Source organism: Stutzerimonas stutzeri (genome assembly GCF_024448695.1).
GTDB lineage: Bacteria > Pseudomonadota > Gammaproteobacteria > Pseudomonadales > Pseudomonadaceae > Stutzerimonas > Stutzerimonas stutzeri_T.
Genome location: NZ_JAMOHY010000007.1, coordinates 105806 through 131756 on the forward strand (window position 1 = coordinate 105806; position 25951 = coordinate 131756).

The window sequence follows — 25951 nt, forward strand, 5'->3', positions numbered from 1 at the left end:
AAGTCACACGGGAGACGCTGATAGCGAAACTGAGCCACACTCATTGGGTGGATGGTCGGGAGCTGCGCGCTCAACTACGCGGTTATTTGCCGGGTGGATTCAGGTAAAAACGGGAACAGACGTCAGTCGTTTGCAAGAAGGAAGCTGCGATGCAACGCATCTATGAGGCACGGGATCTGCTGGAAGCCGAAATGCTGATCGGCATGCTGGCCGGCGAGGGGGTCGAGGCGTTCCTGACCGGACGTCATCTGATCGGCGCGGTTGGTGAGTTGCCGGCTGCCGGACTGCTCGGCCTCATGGTCGGGGATGACCAGGCCGAGCACGCGCGGCAGCTGATCGCTGCGTACAATGGCGCCGAGCTGCTGCCTGGCGATGAGCCTGAGGGTTATCCGGGAGAGCTCATCTGTTAACCGCTTTCGCTTTTCCTCTTTGAGTGCTTATCCATGTGTGGCCGTTATGCCCTGTTTCGCTGGAGTCCGGCCTTTGCCGCGTTGCCCGGCTTTCCTGCCGACCAGGCGCCGCACTGGAGCCTGGCGCCCGGTGCTTCGGTGCTGTTATTGCGCCGGAGTGAGCGTGATGATGTGCAGCTCAGTTCGGTGCGCTGGGGCTTGACGCCGGCCTGGCTGAGCGATTTCACCCGCACACCAGCGCAGGCGCGGGCAGAAACCCTGGCCGAGCAGCCAATGTTCCGTGACGCCTTTCGGCAGCGCCGTGGCGTTTTGCCGGCCAATGGCTTCTACGAGTGGCGCGGCACAGGGCGCAAGCGCCCCTACTGGATGACAGGCGAGGCTTCGCTGATGTATTTCGCAGCAGTATGGGAGGCCTATCCGGTTCAGGGGCACACGTACCTCAGTGCGGCGGTAGTGACCCTGCCAGCGGCGAATCAGCGCCGGCCAGTAATCCTCGACGAGGCGGGTGTTCGCGCCTGGCTCGATCCCGAGGCGTCTGTCGACACTCTGCAGGCCTTGCTTGCCGGCCCTCAGCCAACATTGCGCGAGCGGCCGCTGGCGACTCTGGTAAATGACCCGAAGCTCGATTCGCCGGAGTGCCTGACGCCGGCGAACTAGGTTCTGTGAGGCGCTCCAAAAGGCTTCTCGACTGGAGTCGCTCCCACGAAAGCGGTTGAGCGCTGTCTATGGAAGTGGCTTCAGCCACGAAGTCTTTGCGGTTTGCCAGCCGTCAGACCTTGAACTGATTGATCAGGCGTCGCTGCTGTTCGGCCAGGCGGGTCAGGCCGGCGCTGGCCTGGCTGGCTTCCTCGGCACCACCGGCGACTTCGTGGGCGACCTGACCGATATTGACCACGTTGCGGTTGATGTCCTCGGCCACTGCGCTCTGTTCTTCGGCGGCACTGGCGATCTGGTTGTTCATGTCGTTGATCTGCGATACCGCCTGCGTGATGGTCTCCAGCGCCCGCGCCGCCTCGTCAGCCTGTGCAACGCTGTCCAGGGTGCGGTTCTGGCTGCTTTCCATGACCTCCACTACGTTGCGAGTACCGCTTTGCAGCTGCTGAATCATGGACTGGATTTCGCCGGTTGCCTGTTGGGTTTTTTGCGCCAGATTGCGTACCTCGTCCGCAACTACAGCGAAACCGCGCCCCTGTTCGCCAGCCCGGGCTGCTTCGATGGCGGCGTTGAGCGCCAGCAGGTTGGTCTGTTCGGCGATGCTGCGAATGGTGACCAGGATCGCGTCGATATTTTCGCTGTCACGCGCCAGGGTCTGCACCACCTTCACTGCACGACCGATCTCGTCGGCCAGTTCGGCAATGGACGTACCGGTAGCCGCGACGATCCTCTTGCCCTGGCTGGCGGCGTGATCGGCGCTGTTGGCCGCCTCGGCTGCCTGGGTGGCGTTGCGTGCGACATCCTGGGCCGTCGCAGTCATCTCATGCACGGCGGTGGCGACCAGTTCGATCTCGGCAAGCTGGCGTTGCACGCCCTGGTCGGTGCGGTTGGCGATGTCGGCAGTGTCTTCCGAGGCGTCGCTGACCTTTTGCACGGAGCCGACCACTTCGCCGATCATGCCCTGCAGCCGCGCCAGGAAAGCATTGAAGCCGCGTGCGATCTGGCCCAGCTCGTTCCTGCTGTCGACATTCAGGCGTTGGGTCAGATCGCCTTCGCCCTGGGCGATATCGTCGAGCATCGACACCATGCGCCGCAGCGGGCGGGTAATGCCTGCGCTGGCCAGCCAGATGGCGAGGATGCCTGCCAGGGCGATGCCGAGGCCGATCACCAGCATGGTCAGCAGGCTGCTCTGGTGCTCGCGGTCGAGTTCGGCGAGAAGCTGCTCGAGGTCCTGCATGACCACGCCGAGTGGCAGTTCAAGCCAGAGCGTCCAGCGAGCATCGGTGCCCGGGAAGGTAAATGGCAGGGATACTTCAATTTGACCCTGTGCCTTGTTCATCTGCAGCGAAGGGATGTTCAGGGGCAGTTGTTGCAGGCGGGAAACGCTGTCCCCATCGAGAACTGCCGTAGCCATCTCGCCCAGCTGGGAAGCGTCGCCTGTATAGGCGGCCAGGTGACCGTTGGTGGTGATCAGCGCAATCTCGCCGGCTCCGCTGTAGAGCTGGCTGTTCACTTGGGTCAGGAGCTGCTGCATGAAATCGACCTTGAGGTCGGCGCCGACGATGCCCTGGAATTTGCCGTCGATAATGATCGGTGCGTTGAACGAGGAGAGCAGCGACATTTCACCGTTCATTTCGTAAGGGGCCGGATCAATCACGCAGGGTTTGAGGGTTTCGCGCGGGCACAGATAGTATTCGCCCGCGCGCACGCCCGTGGGCAGCTGCCTGGTGTCTTCGAGATCGGTAAGGGTTTCGAGTTTCAGGCCATTGTTGCCGTCGCGATACAGCCAGCTGGCGAAACGGCCACCGAGCATGCCGGGCGTATCACCGCCGTACATGATGTCATTGGCGTCAACGCCGTTGGGTTCCCAGGCGATATAGAGGCTCTGGAGCATGGGGTTCTGTTCAAGGGTTTCCCGGGCCAGGTTGATCAGCTCCTCGCGGGTCAGATTGGCCATCGGCATGCCGTCATCGCCGGTCTTGCCCGACAGGGCATTGACGCGCGCCACATCCGTTGCGATCAACAGCGGAAGTTGCAGCTCCGCCTGGATGCGGCTGACCTGATGCTGCGCAAGCGCACTGACGCGCTGCTGCACCATTCCTTCGATCAGCGTGCGTGTGCGTATCTCCACCATCTGCTGGGTTTGTGTGCCGCTCCACATGACATAGAGCAGCAGTGCAGCCGCTACCGCAAATATGCCGGCTCCAGCGAGGGTGGCGAAGGAGGTCTGGATCGATTTGAACATGGCGGCTTCCCGGCTTTTTATTCTGGTCTATTTATATCGGCCAGGTCGGTCATGACTGTAGCCTGTGCCAACCAGTGTTTATGAGTGCGGCGATGCGGCTTGCGACGTGACGGCAACAGCCCCTAGCATACGGCGCAGAACTCACCGGAGACGCCACATGCTAAAGCCGCATACTTTCCACCTGGCCCTGGCCGCTTCCTTGCTCGTGGGTTGCCAGGCAGTCAACACCACCAGTGGCGGTGCGATTGGCGTCGAACGCAAGCAGTACATGTTCAGCATGTTGTCCACTGAACAGGTCAACCAGATGTATGCGCAGTCCTACCAGCAAACCCTGAGCGAAGCGTCGCAGAAGGGTGTCCTGGCGAAAAATACTGCGCTGGCCAAGCGGGTCAATGGCATCGCCCAGCGACTGATTGCCGAGGTGCCGACGTTTCGCCCGGACGCCGCCCAGTGGGATTGGGAGGTCAATGTGATCGACAGTCCGGAGCTGAATGCCAACTGCGGGCCGGGTGGCAAGATCATCTTCTACAGCGGCCTGATCGAAAAGCTGAAACTGACCGATGACGAGATCGCCGCGGTGATGGGGCATGAAATTGCTCATGCGCTGCGCGAGCACGGTCGCGAGGCGATGTCCAAGGCCTACGGGGTGCAGATGGCGACGCAGCTGGGCTCGGCTCTGGGCGTCGGCGATGGCAGCCTGCAGCTGGCCAACATGGGCGTTGAATACCTGATGACGCTGCCCAACAGCCGCGGCAATGAAAACGAAGCCGATCTGATAGGCCTGGAATTGGCTGCACGCGCCGGCTACAACCCGAATGCAGCGGTCAGCCTGTGGCAGAAGATGGCGAGTGCCGGTGGCTCGGCACCACCGGAGTTCCTCAGCACACACCCGTCTTCCAGCAGTCGCACGCAGGCGTTGCAGACAAATATTCCGAAGGTCATGCCCTTGTATGAGCAGCGCCGAAAAGGTCGCTGAAGCCGGAGGGTGCCACCGCCCGATCAGGTCGGTGGCAAGGTGATCGGGAAAGGAGTGTGCGCGCCCAGTTGTTGTCGGGCGCTTTCCAGATCGAACAGGCTGTTGATTTCCTCGATGTCGCCCCCGGGATTGAGAGTCCAGAACGACATGACCGCCACCGTCAGTATCTTGCCGCTCGGCGGATAGCCGAACGCCGGCTTTGTCAGGGTGCCGAACAGTGTGCTGGACGTGACCACGCGGTTGTCTTCACTGAGGCATTCATCCACGACCACTTCCAGATCCGCCATGGCCAGGCGAATTTCCCGCACGATCAGGCCAAACCCCGCGCTGTTGACCGGCTGCGCGATGAATGAACTCTTGTAACTGAAATAGCGGCTCTGCAACTGCTCGGCCAGCGCCAGGCGACCCTTGCCCCAGCTCAGGTCGATATGCTGACGAACCCGACGTTTTCGCTCCTCCGGTGACATGCAGCCTGCTCCCCTGTCTTGCCGTCAGAAACGCGGCATGGAGGCACTCTAGCAGTACCGGGGAGCGGGCAATTTGCGCTGCGTATCAGACTGGAAGCATGCCGTTCAGGCTCAGTGCCTGATAGACGGCATACAGGGCCAGAGCGGCGAAGCCAATGGCTGCAATCCTGCGGATCAGCGTCAGTGGCAGGCGGTCGGCGGCAAAGTTGCCGGCCAGTACCACCGGCACGTTGGCGATCAGCATGCCCAATGTGGTGCCGACGATGACCCAGAGGAAGTCAGGGTACTGGGCCGCGAGCATGACCGTTGCCACCTGGGTCTTGTCGCCCATCTCGGCGAGGAAAAATGCTACCAGCGTGGCCAAGAAGGGACCGAAGTAGCGACCGCGCGCGGCCTCGTCGTCTTCCAGCTTGTCCGGCACCAGCGTCCACAGGGCAACTGCGGCAAAGGAGGCAGCGAGAATCCAGCTGAGGATGGCCGGTGAAACCAGCGTGGAAACCCAATTGCCCACGGCGCCAGCCAGCGCATGGTTGACCAGGGTGGCGATGAGGATGCCCCAGATGATGGGCACCGGACGCCGGTAGCGCGCTGCCAGCAACAATGCGAGCAGTTGGGTCTTGTCGCCGATTTCGGCGAGCGCAACGATCAGGGTGGAGATGTAGAACGATTCCAAGCGGGTTTCCTTAAAGGGCGGGTCGACGAAATCACCATGACACGCAACATCCGCCCGCCCAGGGTCAGAGGTACGTGTCATGGGTCTTGTCAAACCGCGCGTCGGCTGCCGAAACAGGCCGCGCAGGTCGCATGCACCATGGTCTGTGGACCAAGTATGTTGACGCATGCCAGGCGAGCAGGGCGCTCGCCGGAGACTACTCCCCCAGGACGGACGCGAGTTTGCCCAAGCGCAGCGCGTTGTGCAAGTCGGGTCAGGCCTCGCGTTGTGCGCGATAAATGCGAAAGCCGTCGGCGTTCACCAGGGTTTCGCAATGTCCCAGATGCGCCTCGATCAGCGGCGGGTATTTGAGAAAGGCGTTGGCCACCAGGCGCAGTTCGCCGCCGGGGCGCAGATGGCTGGCGGCGCGTTGCAGCAGGTTTTCGCTGGCTGCGTAGTGGGTGTGTACGCCCTGATGAAAGGGCGGGTTGCTGATGATCGCGGCGCACTCATGGGGCGCGGCATCGATGCCGTCACCGCTGATGACTTCGGCTTCCAGCCCGTTGGCGGCGAGGGTCATGCGGCTGCTTTCGGCAGCGAAGGCATCGACATCCAGCAGGTGTACGTCGCTGTGCGGATAGCGGCGTTTCAATAACGCACCGATGATGCCTGCGCCACAGCCGAAATCCAGCAGGCGACCGGCTGGCAAGTTGTCGAGCTGCCCCAGCAGCAGCTGCGTACCACGGTCGAGCCGACCATGACTGAACACGCCGGGCAGGCTGATGATCTGCAGCGGTCCATCCGCCAGTTGAAGGCTGAAGTGCTGGGCCAGGTCCGGCAGGCTGGGTGTGGGCGGGCTGTGCTCTACCCGGACCTGCCAGAGCTGGCAATGCCGGGCGCTGTCGAGTTTGCGCGGCTCGCCGAACGGCGCCAGCTGTTTGGCCGCGCGCTCGATGCCGGCGCGTTTTTCGCCGACCAGATACAGCAACTGGCCCTGCAGTCTGGAGGCCAGCGCGTTCAGGAGGTAATCGGTCAGTTCCCGGGATTTGGGCAGAAACAGCACCGCCGTATCGAAGCTGGCTGCCGGGGGCTGCACACCGAATGTGCAGCGCCCGGCGAAGCGGGCCTGCAGCACCTGATGATCGCCGGCGTGCCAGCTCCAGCCGCTGGCCCCGGAGAGCTGGCCGAGCAGATCGTCCGCCGGTAGACCGGCAAGCAACAGATCGCCAGTGAAAAGTTCGGCCTGGCGCAGCAGTACTTCGCTTCGGGGATCCATGATGCCTCCGGGAAAACCGGCGAGCTTAGCAAGCTTGTTACGGCCTGATAAGCGTAAGCGGCATCAGTTGACCAGGCGCTTGGGCGTACCGGCAAAGAACGCTTCAGCATTTTCGCTCATCTGCCCGATGATGCGCTGCCGTGCTTCGCGGCTGCCCCAGGCGCTGTGCGGGGTGACGATCAGGCGCGGCACGTCGGCAGCCAGCAGCGGATTGTCGTGGCTCGGTGGCTCACTGATCAGCACGTCGGTGGCCGCACCGCCCAGATGTCCCTGGCGCAAGGTTTCAGCCAGCGCCTGTTCGTCGATCAGGCCGCCGCGGGCTGTGTTGATGATAAAGGCTGTGGGCTTCATCAGTTGTAGTTCGCGGGCGCCGATCAGGTTGCGGGTCTGCTCGGTCAGCGGGCAGTGCAGGGTCAGCGCATCGACCTGTGGCAGCAGCTCCTCCAGTGCGAGGCGCTCTGGGCGTGCTGGACGGCCGGGCAGGTTGCCGGTCAGCACATGCATGCCAAAGGCTTCGGCGAGCCTGGCCACTGCGCTGCCCAGCTCACCATGACCGAGGATGCCGAGCGTCTTGCCGGCCAACTCGACGATCGGGAAGTCCAGCAGGCAGAATTGTCCGCTTTCCTGCCAACGGCCACGGGCTACCGCGGCCTGATAATCCGGCAGGCGTGTGGCGAGTGCCAGTAGCAGCATCAGGGTGTGTTGGGCAACGGTGGCAGTGCCATAGGCCTGACAGTTGCAGACACTGATGTCACGCTGTCGAGCGGCGGCAAGATCGATATTGTTGAGGCCGGTGGCTGCTACCAGAATCAGCTTCAGGTCCGGGCAGGCGCTGAATACCTTATCGCCCAGCGTGAGCTTGTTGACGATGGCGACCTGCGCGCCCTGCAGGCGCTCGATGATCTGCTCCTCGGCGGTCTGGGTATGGCAGATCAGCTCATCGAAGGCTGATTGCAATGGGCTCAAATCGAGATCGCCCTGATCGAGCGGGGCGAGGTCTAGAAATACGGCGCGGCGGTTGCTCATGAAGTCGTACCTGAATGAATCAGAGGGCAGATGCCCTGAATGGCGGAGTCAATAAATGTACTGGATGGAATTTCTCACGGTGGCTCTGGTGCATGTGCTTGCCGTGGCCAGCCCCGGACCTGATTTTGCGGTAGTGGTGCGTGAAAGCGTTACCCGTGGCCAGCAAAGCGGTAGCTGGACCGCCTTTGGCGTAGGTTGCGGCATTGGGTTGCACGTGAGTTATTCGCTGCTCGGGATTGGTCTGATCGTCTCGCAGTCGATCCTGCTGTTCAACCTCTTCAAGTGGTTGGCGGCGGGTTATCTGTTTTACCTGGGGTTTCAGGCGCTGCGCGCGCGACCGGCAGTGGCGGGTGCTATATCAGTAACCGAACCGGCCGCGCCGCTGTCCCGCCGACGTGCATTCACTATCGGCTTTGTTACCAATGGCCTGAACCCGAAGGCGACACTGTTCTTTCTCTCCCTGTTCACAGTGGTTATCGACCCTCATACCCCGCTTGCCGTGCAGGCCGGCTATGGGTTCTATCTGGCGTTCGCCACTGGCGCGTGGTTCTGCCTGCTGGCCTGGTTGTTCAGTCGCGAGCGCGTGCGGGCCGGGTTTGCCCGCATGGGGCACTGGTTCGACTGGCTCACGGGTGCGGTACTGATTGGCCTTGGGGTGCGCCTGGTGGTCAGTGAGATGGCCTGACGGAAAACTTTCTCAAGAATCCATTCAAGGCTCTGCACGGGTTTGTACTCAGCGCTGCGGTGAGTGCTGACAGGGTTTTGCTCTTCCGTTCCCATTCCTGCGCTTGGTCGATGTTAATCTACGGCCAGTTCAGGCTGCCCGCACAGGCCGGGTGGCCCTCGTGTTATTGATGAAATGAAGGAAGTACTCCAATGAAAACGCTGAAGTTGACCGCATTCGCTGCCTCTCTCGCACTGCTGGCTGGCTGTACGACCAATCCCTATACCGGCCAGCAACAGGCCGGGAAGGCGGGTATCTACGGTGGCGTAGGCGCGGTCAGCGGCGCTGTGATCGGTGCTGCAACGTCGAGCAAAAAGGACCGCGCCAAGGGCGCGCTGATCGGCGCCGCAGTCGGTGGCGCAGCCGGTGGTGGTTACGGTTATTACGTCGACACCCAAGAGGCCAAGTTGCGTCAGACGCTGCAGGGTACTGGTGTTCAGGTTCAGCGCGAGGGCGACAACCTGACCCTTATCATGCCCGGTAACATCACCTTTGCCAGCAACTCGGCGGATATCTCCAGCGGCTTTTATTCGACGCTGAATTCGCTGGTGCTGGTGTTCAAGGAGTTCAACAAGAACGGCATCGATATCGTGGGGCATACCGACAGTACCGGTTCGCTGCAGCTCAATCAGGACCTGTCAAATCGCCGTGCGCGCAGTGTTGCAGCCTATCTTGAAGGCAACGGCGTAGCGTCCTCGCGCATCTCTTCCTATGGCGCAGGCCCGAGCCAGCCGATTGCCAGCAACGACAGCGCCGCCGGACGTGCGCAGAACCGTCGTGTCGAGATCAATCTGCGCCCGCTTTAAGGGGGTGATAGCAGGCGCGTCCGCAACGGGCGTGCCTGTGTCTGTAAAGCGGCGTCATTTTTCTATCTTTTCCTTTCCCTCATTGAACCTATCGACGCTCCGTGACTCAGAAGCTCGTGACAGCGAGCCATGGCACTGAGGAGGTCGAATGGATAGTCGGTACGCTCTCCATTCGCGCAAGCCGTGGTTGCCGCTGTTGGTGACGGTTGTCCTCATAACCGGGCTGGGTGGATGGATCGGCTGGCAATGGCGCGCTCAGGAAACGCGCATCCACGCCGAGCAGGCGCAGCGGTTCAACCTGGCTGTCAATGATGTCGAAAGCACCTTGCGCGAGCGTATGCGGGCCTACGAAATGGTGCTGCGCGGGCTGGCAGGTCTGTTCGTCGGTAGCGATGAGGTTTCTCTGGCCGATTGGAACCGTGCCTCGGACCAGTTGCAGTTACAGGATTTCTATCCGGGTATCCAGGCGGTTGCATTGGCCCGCTATGGGCGTGCTGCCGAACTGAACGGCATCCTCGCCCGGATTGCCCAAAGTGGTCGTGATGATTTCCGCATGTACCCCCCAGGCGAGCGCGCTGAATATCTGATTACCGATTACATTCATCCGCTCGACTGGCGCAACCGACGCGTGCTGGGTTTTGATATGTTCAGCGAGCAGGCCCGTCGGGAAGCCGTTGAGGCTGCACGCAATCTGGGTACCCCCATGCTGACGGGACCTTTGCGACTCAAGCAGGAAACCGAGCAGAACACTCAAGTGGGCATCCTTCTGTACCTGCCGCTATACCGGACAGGTGCACCAACCACCACGCTTGATGAGCGCCAGGAAGCCTTCGCCGGCACTTTGCATGGTGCTTTCAGGCTCACGGATCTGATGGAAGGCGTGCTGGGCTCGCGCAGCAGGTTGTTTCAGCTGCAGCTGTTCGATGCTGCGGAGCCGGATGTGCCCCTGCTGGTAGGGCGCGCGCCTGTCGGTGCCGAGGCTCGCTTTCATCGCACGCGTAACATCTATTTGTATGGTCGTAGCTGGCAGCTGGAGGCGGCGAGTACGCCGGAGTACGAGGCAATTCTGAATCGCACGGGGCGTGCTTTCAGCCTGGCGGCGGCCATGACGGCTGCGGTGTTGTTTTCACTGCTGGTCGGCGGTTATCTCTTTTTGCGCGAACGTGCGCTGCGCAGCAGTCAGGCACTCGGTGCTCAGTTGCAGGAGCGTGAAGCTCGGTTTCGCCAGCTTATCGAGCAGTTGCCGGTAGCAACGCTGTTGTGCAATTCCCGAGGGCGTATCGAGCTGGCCAACCAGAGTGCCGCGACATTGCTGGGCAGTACGGTAGGCCTGCTTGCCGGCGAGCGTCTCAACCGTTACCTGCCTGGGGCGCTGGAAGAACCGTCACGCGAGCAGGGGCTCGAAGGCGCTCAGCAGGAAAGCCCGGCGATACGCGAGGATGGCAGTGCGGTACCGGTTTCCCTGAGCCTGACCAGTTTCAATCGGGATGATGGCATCCATCATTTGCTCAATCTGGTCGATCTGCAGCCGCGCAAGCGTGACGAGGAACGTTTCCGCAACGTGGTCGAGGCCTCACCCAATGCGTTTCTGCTGTTCGATTACGAGAGCCGGATCGTCATGGTCAACCGCCAGACCGAACTGCTGTTCGGTTACGACCGACAGGAGCTGATCGGACAATCCGTCGAGGTGCTGATCCCCGACTCGATGCACAAGACCTACCTGCAAGTGCGTCACCGTTTCATGCAGGAGCCGGAATCGCTCCGGTTGGGTGACAATCGCGAGCTGTTCGGTCGCCATCGTGATGGCCATCAGGTGCCGGTCGAGGTGGGTCTGTCGCCTCTGCGCAGTGGTGAGGAGCTGTTGGTGCAGGCGGTGGTGACTGATATCAGTCACCGCAAGGCGGTTGAACGGCGCTTGCGCGATCAGGCCGATGAGTTGATGACAGCCAACCGCTACAAATCCGAGTTTCTCGCCAACATGTCCCATGAGCTGCGTACACCGCTCAATAGCATTCTGATCCTCAGTGACCAGCTCAGGCAGAACGCCGCCAGTAATCTCACGGAAAAGCAGGTTCGGCATGCCGATATCATTTATCGCGCGGGGCAGGATCTGCTGCAGCTGATCAATGATGTGCTCGATCTGGCCAGGATCGAAAGTGGACATATGCAGATCCGGCAGGAGTCGCTGGATCTGGCTGGACTGCTGACGGAGCTGACCAATGAACTCGCAGCCATGGCTGAACAGAAGCATCTGGTGCTGAGTACACGTATTGACGCGAATGTACCGGCTTCGGTGATCAGTGATCGTCAGCGGCTGCAGCAGATCCTGCGCAATCTTGTCACCAACGCCCTGAAGTTCACCGAGCAGGGTTCGGTCCAGATTCATGTCAGCCACAGGGTCGCAGATGGTGAGGGCGAGGTGTTGCGCTTCGAGGTCCGTGACACCGGCATTGGCATTGCTGAGGATCAGCATGAACGCATTTTCCTGGCTTTTCAGCAGATCGACGGTTCCACCAGTAGGCGATACGGCGGAACCGGGCTTGGGCTGGCAATTGCCAGGCAACTGACAGAAGTGCTTGGGGGGAAGATCCGGCTTGAAAGTGCCGAGGGCAGCGGTGCCTGTTTCACTGTTGATTTGCCGGTAGGGCAGGCGCCCGTGACCGAATTTCGGCCACTTTCATCGCCTGGTCGCGGTCGGGGTGCCAGTGTGCTGATCATCGAGGATGATGCCGAGCTGGTCTCGACAATCAGCGAGGTTGGGCTGGCGCACGGCTTCTCAAGCGTCAGTTGCGCGACCGGACAGGAAGGTTTGGCGGCACTCGAACGGGACCGCTTCGCGGCAGTCATTCTCGATATCCGGTTGCCGGACATCAGCGGCTGGCAGGTCCACCGCATGCTGCGTGCCGATGGTCGCCATCAGGGCATGCCGGTCTACATCCTTTCCTCAGCAGCGCAGCCGCCGAACTGGGTGGATGATGATTCACGCTGGCTGCTAAAGCCGGTGACACAGCCGGAACTGGAGAAACTGTTCATCGAACTGGCGCTACAGAAGGTCAACCCCGCACGGCTGCTGCTGGTCGAGACCAATGCTGAACGGCGACGGCAACTGCGTAGCCATTTCGAGAGTCTGGGTTATCGCGTGATCGAATGCCGGCGCAGTGAAGAAGCACGGCTGGCCTATGCCGAACGTTCCTTCGTGGTTCTGGTCATTGATTTCGATCTGCCCGATGAAAACGGGCTGGATTTGCTTGATGCGCTCGACCGCTTGCGCTCACTGGATGAGGTGCGTGTGGTTCTGACCAGTAATGAACCTCTCTCGGAAAAAAACCTCCAACGACTCCGACGCTATCCGTCGGTTGCGTTGTCAAAAACGGAAGGACTGGAGCACATGGATGATGCATTGAGGCCTGCCGCACCCACCTCGGTGACGGTGACCAAAAACGAACAGGAACACCCGACACTGGGCCAGCGGGTACTGCTAGTGGTACCCGAGGTGCGATCCATCTACGCCATCAGCGCCTTGCTCGATGAGCAGGGCTTGCAGGTGGTTCCGGCCATGACTGCAATCGAGGCGCTCAAACGTTTCGATGAAGACGCTTTCGACATGGCGTTGATTGATATGCAGCTGCCGAATGATGATGGTGTCGCTCTGATCCGGCAACTGAGAAACGACTATGGCTGTCAGGTGCCGATTGTCGCATTGACGGCCAGCGCTGCACCCTCCGAGCGCGAGCCGGGCCTCGCAGCGGGGGCCGATGACTGGCTGTGCAGGCCGGTCGAAAGCACCGAGCTGGCCGTCCTGCTGCAGCGCTGTCTGGGAAGCTCCGCAGCCTCGCCAGGCCCATAACAAGGAGAAGCGTTCGATGCATCCCTCATGTCTGTCCGCTGTTGTTGCCCGCATCACTGAAGCTGGAGGCGGGTGCATGCCCTGCTGGGAGTGCGACTGATGCCGTGGGCGCAGGCCAAGGTGCAATCGGAGGCCCGCACACTGCTGGTGGTGGATGATCGCGAAGCGAATCTGGTTGCGATGGAAGCCCTGCTGGGTGATGGAGACTGGACGGTCCATACGGTCAATTCCGGCGAGGCGGCCCTGCAGGCCCTGCTCGATCTGGATGTCGAGCTGGTGCTGCTGGACGTGCAAATGCCCGGCATGGATGGTTTCGAGGTGGCGCGGCTGATGCGCGGTAATCCGCATACACGCTATACCCCGATCATTTTCGTTTCAGCCATTGCGCATACCCGTGAGTCAGTCCTGCGTGGATACGCGACCGGTGCGGTGGATTTCATTCTCAAGCCTTTCGACCCTCAGGTGCTCAAGCACAAGATCAATACGCTGCTCAGTCACGAGCATAATCGGCGCAATCTGCAACTGCTGAGCCAGCAGCTCGACAGCGCCCGCGCATTCAATGCCTCGGTGCTGAACAATGCCGCCGAAGGCATTCTCGTGGTGGGTGAAGACGGATACATCAGTTTTGCCAACCCGGCGATTGCGCAGATGCTGCATACCGAGGTCGAGCGCTTGCAGGGCACGGCGCTGGCAGACCACCTGGCCAGTCCGCAGATGCCCGATGCCTGGCGTGACAGCGATTTCTACAAGCATTGGCGCAACGGCGAAACCTACCGTCTGCATGAGGCCCAGCTGTACACCGCCCGCGGCGGCACCTTGCCAGTGGCCCTGTCCGCGTCGCCACTGCCACGTCAGCAGCGCTCGATGGTGGTGATTGCCCTGGACATGTCAGTGGTGCGTAATCTGCATGTGCAGCTGGAAACCCAGGCCGTGACCGACTCGCTGACAGGTCTGCTCAACCGACGTGGTTTCCACCAGGCGCTCGACTCGGCGCTGGCGCGGGTCGACCGTAACGGCAAGCGCATGGCCATCCTCTATATCGACCTGGATGGTTTCAAGCGCATCAATGACTCATTGGGGCACGATGCCGGTGACGAAATTCTCTGCCGTGTGGCGCGACTGCTGGAAACCTGCATGCGTCCCTACGACATCATCGCGCGCATGGGCGGCGATGAATTCACAGCATTGTTGGACTCGCTCGATCATCCGGAAGATGCCGCCAGGGTGGCGGAAAAGCTCATCGAGCTGATTTCAGTTCGGCACACCGTCGATGGTACCGAAGTCACGCTGGGCGCCAGTATCGGCATCGCTCACTTTCCCGATTGCGGACAGAGCGTGGAAGAGCTGCTGCGCTCGGCAGATATGGCCATGTACGAGGCCAAGCGTGCCGGGCGGCGGCAGTACCGTTTCTTCTCCAGCGAAATGAACGGGCGTGCCCATGCGCGGCTGATGATGGAGGAAAACCTGCGCAGCACCATCGAGCGTAATGGCTTTGGGCTGGTTTATCAGCCGCAGATAATGCTCGAAACGGGGCGGCTGCGCGGCTTCGAGACATTGCTGCGCTGGGATTTTGCCGGGCGTGGGGAGGTCGAGCCAAGTGTCTTCATTCCACTGCTGGAAGAAACACGGCTGATCGAGCGTGTTGGCCAGTGGGCATTGCGCGAGGGGATGGCTCAATGCCGCAACTGGCGCGAGCGATTTGGTGAGGAGCTGATTCTCAGCTTCAACGTAAGCCCGGTGCAGTTCGGTCGCGCCAGCCTGCTGGACGAGTTGCGTTGTCTGCTGGATGAATACCAGCTCAATCCGCGTCAGCTGGAGCTGGAAGTGACCGAGGGTGCGCTGATGCTGGATCTTGAGCAGAGTTGCGCCAAACTTAGCAAGATGCGTGAGTTGGGTGTGCGGGTCGCGGTGGACGATTTCGGTACCGGCTATTCATCGCTGGCCTATTTGCGTCATTTCGAGCTCGATACGTTGAAGATCGACCGGCTGTTCATCGCCAATATGCTTGACTCGCCGCGCGACGCCGCTGTCGTTAGCACCATTATCGACCTGGGTCGTCATCTTGAGCTTGAAGTGATCGCAGAAGGCGTCGAAACCCTGGCTCAGCGCGACTGGCTGGTCGAACATGGCTGCCAGGTCATGCAGGGCTTTCTGGTGGCGCCAGGGCTGACGATCAAGGAAGTCCTGGCCTTCCCCGACAAGGTCAAGTGGTCAAAACTGGGTGCAGAGACCGACGCTTGAAACTTTGCTGTTCAGAATTTATGGCTGTGTCGGCGGAAACTGCTGATGCAGCCTGTCGAGCTGCGCATCCTTTTCGTTCCAGAGCTGATTGACCCACAGCTGAAAATTCAATCGATAGTCCTCGTCCTGGTCGTAATTGCGGCGCAGAAACTCGGTCGGTATTGGGCGCGAGTCGATGCACATGACCACCTGGTCGACGCGCCCGCACAGCAGATCCCAGAAGCTCGGGTTGCCGCTCGGGTAATGGATGGTGATGTCGATGAGTGCGCTCAACTGCTCACCCATCGCATCGATGACGAAGGCGATACCACCGGCTCTGGGCCTGAGCAGATGGCGATAGGGTGAAGCCTGTTCGGCGTGTTTGGCAGCACTGAAGCGCGTGCCTTCGAGGAAGTTGAACACCGACACCGGGTTGCTCCGGTAGCGCTCGCAGGCCTTGCGCGTCGTGGTCAGGTCTTCGCCACGTTTTTCCGGGTATTTGGCCAGATATTCCTTGCTGAAGCGCTTCATGAATGGAAACTCCAGCGCCCACCAGCACAGGCCGATCACCGGCACCCAGATCAGCTCCTGCTTGAGAAAGAACTTGAGAATCGGCATGCGCCGGTTGAGCCGGTACTGCAGCATCAGAATGTCGGCCCAGCTCTGATGGTTGCTGGTCACCAGCCAGGAATGCCGCATATCGACCTTTTCCAGGCCCTGTACATGCCATTGTGTGCGCCGTACCAGGTCCATCCAGAAGGCGTTTACTGCCATCCATGACTCGGCGATCCAGTGCATGCCGAAGCGCAGTGCACGCTGGATGCCGGGGATCGGCAGTACCAGCTTGAGCAGCGAAAGTGCGAACAGCGGCCAGCACCAGAACAGCGTGTTAAGCGCCAGCAGAAGGCCGGCCAGAACGCCCCGCAGTGGGGCAGGAAGGAAACTCAGCATCGATTGGCTCGCCAGTACAACAATATGCGGCAAGGGTAACGATTGGCGGATGAACTGCAAGCGGGGAATCAGGTGAAAGGCGCCACGCACCCCGGCCACTGAGGACCGGGAGTGCGTTGTGGCGAGGGTGATCAGGCGCTCTGGTTGGCAGCCTGCAAGGCGGTCAGGGCGATGGTGAAGACAATGTCATCGACCAGGGCGCCACGGGAGAGGTCGTTGACCGGCTTGGCCAGCCCTTGCAGCATCGGGCCGACGCTGAGGCAGTTGGCATTGCGCTGAACGGCCTTGTAGGTGGTGTTGCCGGTGTTCAGATCGGGGAAGATGAACACGGTGGCCTGGCCGGCAACCTTGCTGTTCGGGGCCTTCTGTTTGCCGACGCTGAGCACGGAAGCGGCGTCGTACTGGAGTGGACCATCGATTGGCAGGTCAGGTGCACGTTCCTGGGCAATGCGGGTGGCTTCAGTGACTTTTTCCACCTCGGCACCCGCGCCGGAGCTGCCGGTGGAGTAGCTGATCATCGCCACGCGTGGATTGACGCCCAGGGCGACGGCGGACTCTGCACTCTGCAGTGCGATTTCCGCCAGATCGGAGGCGCTCGGGTTCGGGTTGACCGCACAGTCGCCGTAGACGAGCACCTGATCGGGCAGCAGCATGAAGAACACCGAAGAAACCAGGCTGTAACCCGGTGCGGTCTTGATCAGCTGCAGAGCCGGGCGGATGGTGTTGGCGGTGGTATGCACAGCACCCGAAACCAGGCCATCGACTTCATCCAGGGCGAGCATCATGGTGCCGAGCACCACCGTATCCTTGAGCTGCTCACGCGCATCGGCCGGGGTCAGGCCCTTGGCCTTGCGCATTTCGCACATGGGTTCGACATAGCGTTCGGTGATCACGTCAGGATCGAGAATTTCCAGACCGGCCGGCAGGGTAATGCCTTGTTCGCGGGCCACGGCCTGGACTTCTTCCGGCTTGGCCAGCAGCACGCAGCGGGCAATGCCACGTTCCTGGCAGATGGCCGCGGCGCGAACGGTGCGTGGCTCGTTGCCTTCCGGCAGGACGATGCGCTTGTTGGCGTCCTGGGCGCGTTTGACCAGCTGGTAACGGAACGCCGGTGGCGACAGGCGCAGTTCGCTGCGCGGTACGCTGAGCCGAGGGTGGAGCAGTTCGGGTTGCAGGTGCGAGGCGATGAAATCGGTGACCTTTGCAGCACGCTCGATATCGTCGGCGGGCGTTTCACGGTTCAGGCCATTCAGGTTGGTCGCGGTTTCGTATGAGCCGGTCTGTACAGTCATCACCGGCAGTCCGCTGTCCAGTGCTGCCTTGCACAGGTCGAGAATGCGCTGGTCCGGGCCGAAGTCGCCGGTCAACAGCAGACCGGCCAGTTTGACGCCGTTGAGCGAAGCCAGGCAGGCGGCAAGGATGACGTCGTCGCGGTCGCCGGGCGTTACCACCAGCACGCCGGACTGCAGCAAATGCGCCATGTTCGGTACGGTGCGGGCGGCGAGGATGATCTTCTGCACGCGGCGCTGATCAGCCTCGCCGGCGCTCAGCACGCGTGCGCCGAGAGCAGCAGCAATGTCGCAGGTACGCAGGGCGTTGAGTTCCGCGTTAAAGGGTACTGCGCCGAGCAGCTGGAATATATCGCTGCCGAGCAGTGGCAACTGCGCTTTGATGCGCTCGATGAAAGCGGGCACGCCGTCTTCGCTGTTGACCTTGTTGAGGATGGTGCCAAGTACTTTGGGGTCCTTGGCGCCACCGAACATCTGCGCCTGGATCTCGATGCGTTCAGCCAGTTGCTTGAGCTCGTCAGCGCCCTGAGCGGCGACCAGGATGACTTCGGCATCCAGGCTCTTGGCCAGCAGGGCATTGATGCGTGCGGTGTAGTCGGACTCGCGGGTCGGCACCATGCCTTCGACAATCACCACATCCTTGCCGGTGGCGACTTGCTGATAGCGGCTGACTACGTCCTCGAGAAACAGATCGAGTTCGCCGTTGGCCAGTTGGCGCTCCAGCTGCGTCAGCGGCAGGGGCTCGGGCGAGGTGATGTTCAGAGTGCTTTCGACCAGCAGGCAGGAGCGCTCGCGGCCCTGGTCACCGGGGAAGGGCTGAGCAATCGGCTTGAAGAAGCCGACCGTCAGTCCGGCGTGCTCAAGGGCGCGAATCAGGCCCAGGCTGATGGAGTTGAGACCGCCGCCGAAACCGCAGGGGGCGAGAAATAGCGTATGCATGGGAGTCTCCTGTCAAACAGAGGGTTCGGGCGGTGGCCAGGATGAACAGAACAAAACCCGACGTCCTTGATGAGCGTCGGGTTTGCGCGACACGTGTGCCTACACGATTCGTCAGGCGTCGAGCAGTTCGAGTGACTCCAGGGCGATCTGGCGCTCCTCGTTGGTCGGCACCACCAGGACTCGCGGACTGCCTGCAGCCTGGATTTCGCCACCGACACCACGGGTGCAGCGTTCGTTGGCGGCGTTGTCGAGCTTGAAGTTGAAAAGCTTCAGGTGTTCCAGGGTGCGTTCGCGTACGGCTACGGAGTTCTCGCCGATGCCGCCGGTGAAGATCAGGCCGTCGAGTTTCGGCAGGGCGCAGGCCATGGCTGCCAGGGACTTGGCCAGGCGGTAGCAGAACACTTCGAAGGCCAGGTTGGCGCCCGCATGACCGGCAACGCGCGCTTCAGAAAGGGTGCGCATGTCGTTCGACAGCCCGGACAGGCCCTTGATGCCGCTGTCGTGGTTGAGCACGCGATCGATCTGCTCCAGGCTCCAGCCCAGGGTGCGGTTCAGGTAGCTGTGCAGGTTCGGGTCGACATCCCCGCTGCGCGTACCCATGACCAGACCTTCCAGCGGCGTTAGACCCATGCTGGTATCACGGCTCTCGCCATTGACGACGGCGCAGGTGGAGCAGCCGTTGCCCAGGTGAGCGGTCAGCCAGCAGCTGTCTTCAACCGGCAGCTCGGTCATCTCGGCGGCACGTTTGCTGACATAGTTGTGGCTGGTGCCGTGAAAGCCGTAACGACGCACGCTGTGTTCCTTATAGAGGAACTCGGGCACCGCATAGCGGTAAGCGTGCTCGGGCATGCTCTGGTGGAACGCGGTATCGAAAACGGCTACCTGCGGCAGATCGGGAAACAGGTCGAGAGTAGCGGTGATGCCGACGAGGTTGGCCGGATTATGCAGCGGGGCCAGCTGTGCGTTATCGCGGATGGCCTGCAGGACTTCCTCGTTGATCAGGCAGGAGCCGGTGAAGTGCTCTCCGCCATGCACTACACGATGGCCAATGGCAGCGAGTTGGCCACCTGCGGCTTCCTGCGCCATCGGCAGGACATGCTGCAGCGCGGCGTGATGATCGGCACCTGGAATTTCAAGGCTCTGCTTGTTGTCGCCCAGTTGCCAGTGAAGCACCGCTTCGGGGCTGCCGAGACGCTCGGCCAGGCCTTGGAGAGGGAATGTGGCCTGCTCTTCGTTGACGAGTGCAAACTTCATCGATGAGCTGCCGCAGTTAATCACAAGGATGTTACGAGCCGACATCGGTGCTCCTTTTTTATACTTGGTAATTGGTGGGGTAGGGTCGCCTATCATTTCTAGTGCTGATTCTTGCACAGCTGTTTTGGAAAGGGTGCTCTCCAAAGGTTGTATGTAGCACCGTCCGACGCAGGACTACATCGTTTCGTTGGGCGCTCCGGGCTGGTCCGTTTATCAGGGCCTGATTCGCAATCGTCAGCTGCCGCGGTTAAACTTTCGCACCACATTCCCCAGTAAAAGGTTTCGCCTCATGCAGATCGCCGCTAACAAGGCTGTGTCAATCGACTACACGCTCACCAATGATGCCGGTGAGGTGATCGACAGCTCGGCCGGCGGCGCGCCGCTGGTCTACCTGCATGGTGCAGGCAATATCATTGCAGGTCTGGAAAAAGCCCTTGAAGGCAAGCAGGGTGGTGATGAGGTCAAGGTCGCCATTGAGCCGCAGGATGCCTATGGCGAATACAGCCCGGAGTTGGTTGCAACGCTCAACCGCGCCATGTTCGAAGGTGTCGATGAGCTGGAAATCGGCATGCAGTTCCATGCATCCGGCCCGGACGGCGGCATGCAGATCGTGACCATTCGCGACGTCGAAGGTGATGACGTGATCGTTGATGGCAACCATCCGCTCGCTGGCCAGCGCCTCAATTTCGAGGTCAAGATTGTCAGCGTGCGTGAGGCCAGCGAAGAAGAAGTCGCCCACGGCCATGTCCACGGTGAGGGTGGTCATCAGCACTGATTCACCCCCCAGCGAGGTGAGCGGTCGAAGCTCTGTCGAGTTCGACCGGACCCTGGAAGCGCTTCGGTTTTGTCGGAGCGCTTTTGTATCTTCTGGAGTAGAAAAATGAGCGCGTTCCACGAACTGGTTCTGCCCGGCCTTGACGGTCGAGAGCTGCCTCTTGCACCGCTGAAGGAGCAGTTGACCCTGGTGGTCAATGTGGCCTCCGAGTGCGGACTGACTCCGCAGTATGCGGGGCTGCAGGAGCTGCATCAGCGCTATCGGGAGCGTGGTTTCGGCGTGCTTGGGATTCCCTGCAATCAGTTCGGTGCGCAGGAGCCGGGCAGTGATGCGGCAATACTGCAGTTTTGCTCCGAGAACTATGGCGTCAGCTTTCCGCTGAGTGCAAAGCTTGAAGTCAATGGGCCGCAGCGCCATCCGCTGTATCGCCTGCTGGCAGGCGAAGGAGCGGACTTTCCGGGCGATATCAGCTGGAACTTTGAAAAGTTTCTTGTCGGAATGGATGGTCGGGTGCTGGCGCGTTTTTCGCCACGTACCGCGCCAGAAGATCCGCAGCTGATTCAAGCTATTGAAAGCGCGCTCGCCGGCTAAGTAGCGCGCCCTGGTTCTCGCCTGGCGCATCCTGGCTCGCTACCGTTGCCCAGCTCATGAACGGGCGATGGATTGCCCGCTGCCACCTTCGCGCACCCAAAACAATGTGGCCCCAGCCACGGCTGCGGGCATGATCAACAGATTGAGTACCGGGACCAGCAGGGCGGCATAGGTCGCGGCGCCAAAACTCAGGCTCTTCCAGCGCCGTCCGCGCAGCCAGCTCATCATCTCGCTCCAGCTCATCTTGTTATTGTCCGCCGGGTAGTCGATGTACTGCACTGCCATCATCCAGATCCCGAATAGCAGCCACAGTGGTGCGGCAACAATGTTGACGAGCGGGATGAAGGAAAGAACCAGCAGCGCCAGTGCTCGAGGTGCGAAGTAGGCCAGCTTGCGCGCCTCGCGACCAATGGTGCGGGGCAGCATGGCCAATAGCTCGGACCAACTGAAGGGCGGCGAACTGTCTTCGCCGCGAGCAACCATTTCAACTTTCTCGGCGAGAAAACCATTGAATGGTGCAGCAATGATGTTGGCTAGCAATGTGAAGGTGAAGAACACCATCAGCACGACGAGAGCTACAAACAGTGGCCAAAGAATGTATTCGAGAAATATCAGCCATTCGGGCAGGTTGGGCATGAAGGCATCCACCCAGTTGCCGAACTGGCGCATTGCCAGGTAGATCAGGCCGAGAAACACGAGCAGATTCACCGAAAGCGGCAGAATCACGAACAGTCGTAGTCCCGGGCTGAGAATCAGTTTCAGACCCTCGCGCAGGTACTGTGGGCCGGACAGGGCAGCGATGGGCATTTGAAGCTCCGGATATGATGAAGGGGGGCTCAGCCAGTAGTAAGCGAAGCCGATCATCCCCGCTGAATGCGAGAGGGCCGTTTTGGGATGTCTGGCAGACAGGTCAGGCTCACAGGTTTCCCAGGGGCATCCGCTTAAGGGTTAGGTTGCCTTGTAAGCCAAAGGTTGCCGGTCGAAGCGCACCCCTGAGAGGCCGGTTTGCATCAGCGCACGAATGTTGCGGTGATCCTCTCCGCCAGGGTTGGCGAGCACTGCCCGATAATGTTCGCCAAATGCCAGCAGGGCTTCTTCGCTTGTAAATCCTTCCAGTACAGCCAGACCGAGGGTCTTACACGAGCCTTCATTCTCGCCAGCAGCGTTTTCCAGGCTGCCATTGGAGACACGGCATGGCTGGTAATCATAAATGCTGGCGATGAAGGCCAGTGTTTCGTCGAAGGTGTGATCGGGCCTGCTCAGGCTGGCGCGAAATTCCTCAAGACCGCTCATGGATTCTGCCTTTTGTCGAAGGCGGCCTGCTGCTCGGGGGTCGCTTCTTTCTGGTAACGCTGCTTCCATTCGGCGTAGGGCATTCCATATATTTCTTCACGCGCCTGGTCCATGCTGACCTCGATGTCCAGGTCGTCGGCGGCTGCCTTGTACCATTTCGACAGGCAATTGCGGCAGAAACCGGCCAGGTTCATCAGTTCGATATTCTGTGCGTCCGGGCGACTCCGCAGGTGCTGTACCAGGCGACGGAAGGCGGCGGCTTCGAGTTCGGTGCGTTCTTGTTCATTCATGTCTTGGGTCTCGGAATTGCAGGTGGAGCGGGATCATAAGCCGCGGGCCATCATCACTCAGTCACGGTGTGCAGCCAGGGTAATCGATACCGATTCGGCAAATCGCAGGGCGTGTGGCTTGTCGACTTCAACTTCAGCGTAGCGCACCTCCTGATGCAGCATGATCAGGTCGAGGATTTCCTGGGTGAGCCGTTCGAGCAGGGCGAAGCGATTGTCCTCGACATGCTGGATGACGGACTTGGTGATGGTGCGGTAGTTCAGCGCGTGCTCGATGTCGTTGTCACGCACGGCGTTGGCTGCGGGGTAGAGCATTGTCAGGTTGATCAGCACATCCTGCTTGTTGAGGATTTCTTCTTCCTTGATGCCAATAAAGGTACGCAGTCTCAGGTCCTTGACGCGAATGCGCGCCATCGAAGGTTCCAGTCGGGCCATGGTTGTCCTTTGAGAGTCAGATCAGGTGGCGTCCACCGTTAACGCATAGTGTCGTGCCGGTGACGTAGGGATTGTCCAGCAGGTAGCGCAGGCTCTGGTAGATCACTTCTGCACCGGGCTCGATGCCCAGCGCGGATTTGGCCAGTGCCTTGCGGCGATATTCCTCGTCATCGTCCGGATTGAACTGTATCAGCGCCGGCGCTATTGCGTTGACCTTTATAGCAGGCGCCAGACTGCTCGCGAAGGAGAGGGTGAGGTTGTCCAGCCCGGCCTTGCTGGCTGCGTAGGCGATGTGCTTTCTACTGCCGCGACGAGTGACGTCATCACCGATGTGAATGATGTCGGCTGCGCCACCCTGTAGCAACAACTCGGCGCAGTGGAGGTTGATCAGGTAAGGCGCAAGCATGTGCACTTCGAACATTCGCTGAAAGATTTCGGCTTCTTGCCCCGGCGTTTCGGCGTGCCAGTCGGAAGCGTTGTGAATGATGGCGCGCAACGAGGCGGTTTGCTGTTTCAGTGCTGCAATGAAGGCATGGATTTGCTCAGCACCGGAAAAGTCCGCCTGAAGCGCTATGGCGCCACGTTCACGGAGTCGGTCGATGGCTGCGCGATGTGTACGATAACCGACGATGACCGAGTGTCCTTCGTCGAGCAGGCGTTCGGCGCAATACAGGCCTATGCGTTGGCTGGCTCCGGTAATCAAAATCGGGGGCTTGGTCTGGGGCATGTTTCACGACTGGGCTGATGGCGAAGGTGCGCTCGCAACAGCGGCGCGACTGCCGGGCAGCTTACACCAGCCTGCACTGTCGTTTTTTAATCGGAGCTTCCTGTTGGCAGTTCCTGCTGTAGCTCCGGATGGAGACGCTGGTGCTGCTCGTACAAATAGGAACGAATGCGCTCGGCGTCATTGTTCTGATATTCGACCTCATAGACAGTCATCCCGTCTGCGGCGTTACGGACCTGGTGAGCATCGATCTTGAGCGGCTCTTTGCCTGGTAGCGCCAGGCGCAGGTGAAGATGCTTGGGCGCCCTCTTTTTCGATCCGGTATCCACCAGTAGCCCGTGAGGGGATAGTTCATGCACGCTCAAAGCAGTTTCGTTGCCGTCGTCGGAGAGCAGTGCAAGGGGTTCATCCAGATGCAGGCGCCAGGCTCGCAACACTGGCCCGCGCTCGTAGATCGTCGGCGGTGCCAGCTGTAAGTGTATGCCGTGAAGTTCATCTTCACTCAGCCGTAGCGGGAAGGTCATGCAATAGTCTTCCAGCTCAGCTTCGAGCGACAGGCTGGCCTTCGCAGCCAACTGCAGCAACAAACCATTGGCATGTTCGCCTCCGTCTATACGGAAACCGGATCGGGTTTCATCCGGTTCGACAGAGGAATCACTCATAAGCCTATTGATATAGGCCAGTTCCTTGGGGGTAAGGGTGATCTTCTCCGCCATTTTTCAATCCTTTTCGAGGCGCAAGGCTGGGACTGCTTATCCTGACCAGCCAACTCGAGGGCAGGAGTCATTCTTCAGGATGCATGTGCGACCTCTTTTGCATGGGTTGGTTCCATGATCACTGTGTTGCCGTGGGGTGCTGCTGCCGGGAATGGCTGGATTGCCCTGCGTGAGCATCAGGATGCGGCATAATGTCAGCTTAAATTTTGCTATGGAGTCGACCATGAGAGTGGCCATTCTTTCCGGTACGGTCTACGGCACTGCCGAAGACGTCGCCAGGCATGCCGCTACCCGGCTGCAGGCTGCGGGCTGTGAGACGTGGCATGACCCGCGCGCGCAGCTGTCGCAGGTTGTTGAGTTCGCGCCGCAGGCGCTGCTGGTGGTGATGGCCACCACCGGCATGGGGGAGTTGCCGGACAACTTCATTCCGCTGTATTCGGCAATCCGTGATGAGTTTCCTGCCTGGCAAGGTTTGTCTGGCGGCGTTATCGCCTTGGGTGACGCGAGTTACGGCGCTACCTTCTGTGGTGGTGGTGAGCTGATTCGCGAGCTTTATGCCGAACTTGGAATTTGCGAAGTGGTTGAAATGCTACGCCTCGATGCGAGTGAGACGGTAACTCCTGAGACTGATGCCGAGCCTTGGCTGGACAGCTTCGCGGCGGCAATTCGGGGCTGAGGGATGCGAAATGGCTCAAGTTGAGCGGATCATCACTCAGGGGGGGTTAGTTTGCTGCTGCGTCTGACGAAGGCCTGCAGTTGCGGATAGAAATCCTGAAAATCCTGCTGGAGGGGGGTGTACAGGCGCTCCAGTTCTGTGGCTCCCCCGGCAAGACCTTCGGGGCGGGACAGTCGGCGACTCATGGCAGCTACAACCTGCTCCATTACCGAGAAATCCCGGTAGCTGCCTAGCCAGTCCTGGGCGGCCATTCGCGGTGCTATCAATGCAAGTTTGCCAGGTAACCTGGGTTCTTCTTCGCGAAGCGTCTTATAAACGCGTTCAGTGAAGTCCTGCAGTGGCTCGTCAGCATATTGATGCCAGTGTGCTGCCAGGCAATGATCGAAGAATAGGTCGATCAGAATCCCTGCATAGCGTCGGCGCTCGTTGGGGAAACGCTGCTTCGCCTGGAGGACCAGTGGATGGCTATCGGTATAAGCGTCGATCTGGCGATGTAGCCGAATGCCGGCTTCGATGTCAGCGGGCCAGCGACCATTCAGCGGCCCTTTGACGAAGTCCCCGTAAAGGCTGCCCAGCATGTCGGTGGGCTGGTGGCCGCCCAAGTGTAGGTGTGCGAGATAGTTCATGTGCCGAGCTTAGCGCAAAGCCAGTGGTGAGCCGATCCTGCGCCAGGCTGGCCATCTATAAGTAGCGCTGTTGATCCTTTTGAGCTGATATT

25 protein-coding genes and 1 riboswitch are annotated in these 25951 nt (G+C 60.4%); of the genes, 10 read left to right on the forward strand and 15 right to left on the reverse strand.

The window, feature by feature from the left end; genetic code table 11:
- Positions 1-149 precede the first annotated feature (149 nt).
- Complete coding sequence (locus tag NAV32_RS08545) at positions 150-410, forward strand: DUF2007 domain-containing protein (protein WP_256052373.1); 261 nt, start codon at positions 150-152, stop codon at positions 408-410.
- A 33-nt stretch (positions 411-443) separates the two neighbouring features.
- Entirely contained in the window at positions 444-1067 is a 624-nt protein-coding gene (locus NAV32_RS08550) for an SOS response-associated peptidase (RefSeq protein ID WP_256052374.1), read from the forward strand.
- Positions 1068-1179: 112 nt separating this feature from the next.
- On the opposite strand, the gene NAV32_RS08555 is transcribed toward NAV32_RS08550, so the two are convergent.
- The gene (locus tag NAV32_RS08555; protein WP_256052375.1) at positions 1180-3309 is read right to left on the reverse strand and encodes a methyl-accepting chemotaxis protein; all 2130 of its coding nucleotides are present in this window, start codon (positions 3307-3309) and stop codon (positions 1180-1182) included.
- A gap of 157 nt (positions 3310-3466) precedes the next feature.
- Between NAV32_RS08555 and NAV32_RS08560 the strand changes: the two genes are divergently transcribed.
- Entirely contained in the window at positions 3467-4285 is an 819-nt protein-coding gene (locus NAV32_RS08560; protein ID WP_256052376.1) for a M48 family metallopeptidase, read from the forward strand.
- 23 nt (positions 4286-4308) lie between these two features.
- Here NAV32_RS08560 and NAV32_RS08565 read toward each other — a convergent pair whose 3' ends face one another.
- The 4 genes from NAV32_RS08565 to NAV32_RS08580 form a co-directional block, all read right to left on the reverse strand.
- Positions 4309-4752: an ester cyclase gene (locus tag NAV32_RS08565; RefSeq protein WP_256052377.1), complete on the reverse strand. Its 444-nt coding sequence runs from the start codon at positions 4750-4752 to the stop codon at positions 4309-4311.
- An 85-nt stretch (positions 4753-4837) separates the two neighbouring features.
- Positions 4838-5425 carry a TMEM165/GDT1 family protein gene (locus NAV32_RS08570; protein WP_256052378.1) on the reverse strand — a complete coding sequence of 196 codons (588 nt, stop codon included), beginning with the start codon at positions 5423-5425 and terminating at the stop codon, positions 4838-4840.
- A gap of 91 nt (positions 5426-5516) precedes the next feature.
- Positions 5517-5649, reverse strand: a riboswitch (yybP-ykoY riboswitch).
- Between the two features lie 29 nt (positions 5650-5678).
- Complete coding sequence (locus tag NAV32_RS08575) at positions 5679-6680, reverse strand: class I SAM-dependent methyltransferase (RefSeq protein ID WP_256052379.1); 1002 nt, start codon at positions 6678-6680, stop codon at positions 5679-5681.
- Positions 6681-6743: 63 nt separating this feature from the next.
- A complete protein-coding gene (locus NAV32_RS08580; RefSeq protein WP_256052380.1) occupies positions 6744-7706 on the reverse strand; it encodes a 2-hydroxyacid dehydrogenase in 963 nt (320 codons plus the stop codon).
- Positions 7707-7761: 55 nt separating this feature from the next.
- Between NAV32_RS08580 and NAV32_RS08585 the strand changes: the two genes are divergently transcribed.
- The 4 genes from NAV32_RS08585 (at position 7762) to NAV32_RS08600 (ending at position 15324) form a co-directional block, all read left to right on the forward strand.
- Positions 7762-8391, forward strand: a complete 630-nt coding sequence (locus NAV32_RS08585) for a LysE family transporter (protein WP_256052381.1) — start codon at positions 7762-7764, stop codon at positions 8389-8391.
- 191 nt (positions 8392-8582) lie between these two features.
- Entirely contained in the window at positions 8583-9236 is a 654-nt protein-coding gene (locus tag NAV32_RS08590) for an OmpA family protein (protein WP_256052382.1), read from the forward strand.
- 148 nt (positions 9237-9384) lie between these two features.
- A complete protein-coding gene (locus tag NAV32_RS08595; RefSeq protein ID WP_256052383.1) occupies positions 9385-13083 on the forward strand; it encodes a CHASE domain-containing protein in 3699 nt (1232 codons plus the stop codon).
- Between the two features lie 99 nt (positions 13084-13182).
- Positions 13183-15324 (forward strand): putative bifunctional diguanylate cyclase/phosphodiesterase, encoded by a 2142-nt coding sequence (locus tag NAV32_RS08600; protein WP_256052384.1) that lies wholly within the window; start codon positions 13183-13185, stop codon positions 15322-15324.
- An 18-nt stretch (positions 15325-15342) separates the two neighbouring features.
- Here NAV32_RS08600 and NAV32_RS08605 read toward each other — a convergent pair whose 3' ends face one another.
- The 3 genes from NAV32_RS08605 to NAV32_RS08615 form a co-directional block, all read right to left on the reverse strand.
- Positions 15343-16254, reverse strand: a complete 912-nt coding sequence (locus tag NAV32_RS08605; RefSeq protein WP_256052385.1) for an acyltransferase — start codon at positions 16252-16254, stop codon at positions 15343-15345.
- A 131-nt stretch (positions 16255-16385) separates the two neighbouring features.
- Positions 16386-18482: a phosphate acetyltransferase gene (gene pta / locus NAV32_RS08610; RefSeq protein ID WP_256052386.1), complete on the reverse strand. Its 2097-nt coding sequence runs from the start codon at positions 18480-18482 to the stop codon at positions 16386-16388.
- A 111-nt stretch (positions 18483-18593) separates the two neighbouring features.
- Entirely contained in the window at positions 18594-19781 is a 1188-nt protein-coding gene (locus NAV32_RS08615; RefSeq protein WP_256052387.1) for an acetate kinase, read from the reverse strand.
- A gap of 244 nt (positions 19782-20025) precedes the next feature.
- Between NAV32_RS08615 and NAV32_RS08620 the strand changes: the two genes are divergently transcribed.
- Positions 20026-20511, forward strand: a complete 486-nt coding sequence (locus NAV32_RS08620; RefSeq protein ID WP_256052388.1) for an FKBP-type peptidyl-prolyl cis-trans isomerase — start codon at positions 20026-20028, stop codon at positions 20509-20511.
- Positions 20512-20616: 105 nt separating this feature from the next.
- Positions 20617-21102, forward strand: a complete 486-nt coding sequence (locus NAV32_RS08625; RefSeq protein WP_256052389.1) for a glutathione peroxidase — start codon at positions 20617-20619, stop codon at positions 21100-21102.
- 54 nt (positions 21103-21156) lie between these two features.
- On the opposite strand, the gene cysZ is transcribed toward NAV32_RS08625, so the two are convergent.
- From cysZ to NAV32_RS08655, 6 genes are all read right to left on the reverse strand, one after another.
- A complete protein-coding gene (gene cysZ, locus NAV32_RS08630; RefSeq protein ID WP_256052390.1) occupies positions 21157-21909 on the reverse strand; it encodes a sulfate transporter CysZ in 753 nt (250 codons plus the stop codon).
- Positions 21910-22050: 141 nt separating this feature from the next.
- Entirely contained in the window at positions 22051-22395 is a 345-nt protein-coding gene (locus NAV32_RS08635; RefSeq protein ID WP_256052391.1) for a HopJ type III effector protein, read from the reverse strand.
- Entirely contained in the window at positions 22392-22685 is a 294-nt protein-coding gene (locus NAV32_RS08640) for a DUF1244 domain-containing protein (protein ID WP_256052392.1), read from the reverse strand. The genes NAV32_RS08635 and NAV32_RS08640 overlap by 4 nt, the downstream gene beginning before the upstream one ends.
- A gap of 57 nt (positions 22686-22742) precedes the next feature.
- Complete coding sequence (gene folX / locus NAV32_RS08645; RefSeq protein WP_256052393.1) at positions 22743-23117, reverse strand: dihydroneopterin triphosphate 2'-epimerase; 375 nt, start codon at positions 23115-23117, stop codon at positions 22743-22745.
- Positions 23118-23133: 16 nt separating this feature from the next.
- Positions 23134-23844 (reverse strand): dihydromonapterin reductase, encoded by a 711-nt coding sequence (folM, locus tag NAV32_RS08650; RefSeq protein ID WP_256052394.1) that lies wholly within the window; start codon positions 23842-23844, stop codon positions 23134-23136.
- 86 nt (positions 23845-23930) lie between these two features.
- Positions 23931-24557: a PilZ domain-containing protein gene (locus NAV32_RS08655; RefSeq protein ID WP_256052395.1), complete on the reverse strand. Its 627-nt coding sequence runs from the start codon at positions 24555-24557 to the stop codon at positions 23931-23933.
- Positions 24558-24780: 223 nt separating this feature from the next.
- Here NAV32_RS08655 and NAV32_RS08660 point away from each other — a divergent pair, with 223 nt between their 5' ends.
- Positions 24781-25233 (forward strand): flavodoxin, encoded by a 453-nt coding sequence (locus NAV32_RS08660; protein ID WP_256052396.1) that lies wholly within the window; start codon positions 24781-24783, stop codon positions 25231-25233.
- Positions 25234-25265: 32 nt separating this feature from the next.
- Here the strand turns inward: NAV32_RS08660 and NAV32_RS08665 are convergent, their stop codons facing one another.
- Positions 25266-25859 carry an ACP phosphodiesterase gene (locus NAV32_RS08665; protein ID WP_256052397.1) on the reverse strand — a complete coding sequence of 198 codons (594 nt, stop codon included), beginning with the start codon at positions 25857-25859 and terminating at the stop codon, positions 25266-25268.
- Between the last annotated feature and the right edge of the window lie 92 nt (positions 25860-25951).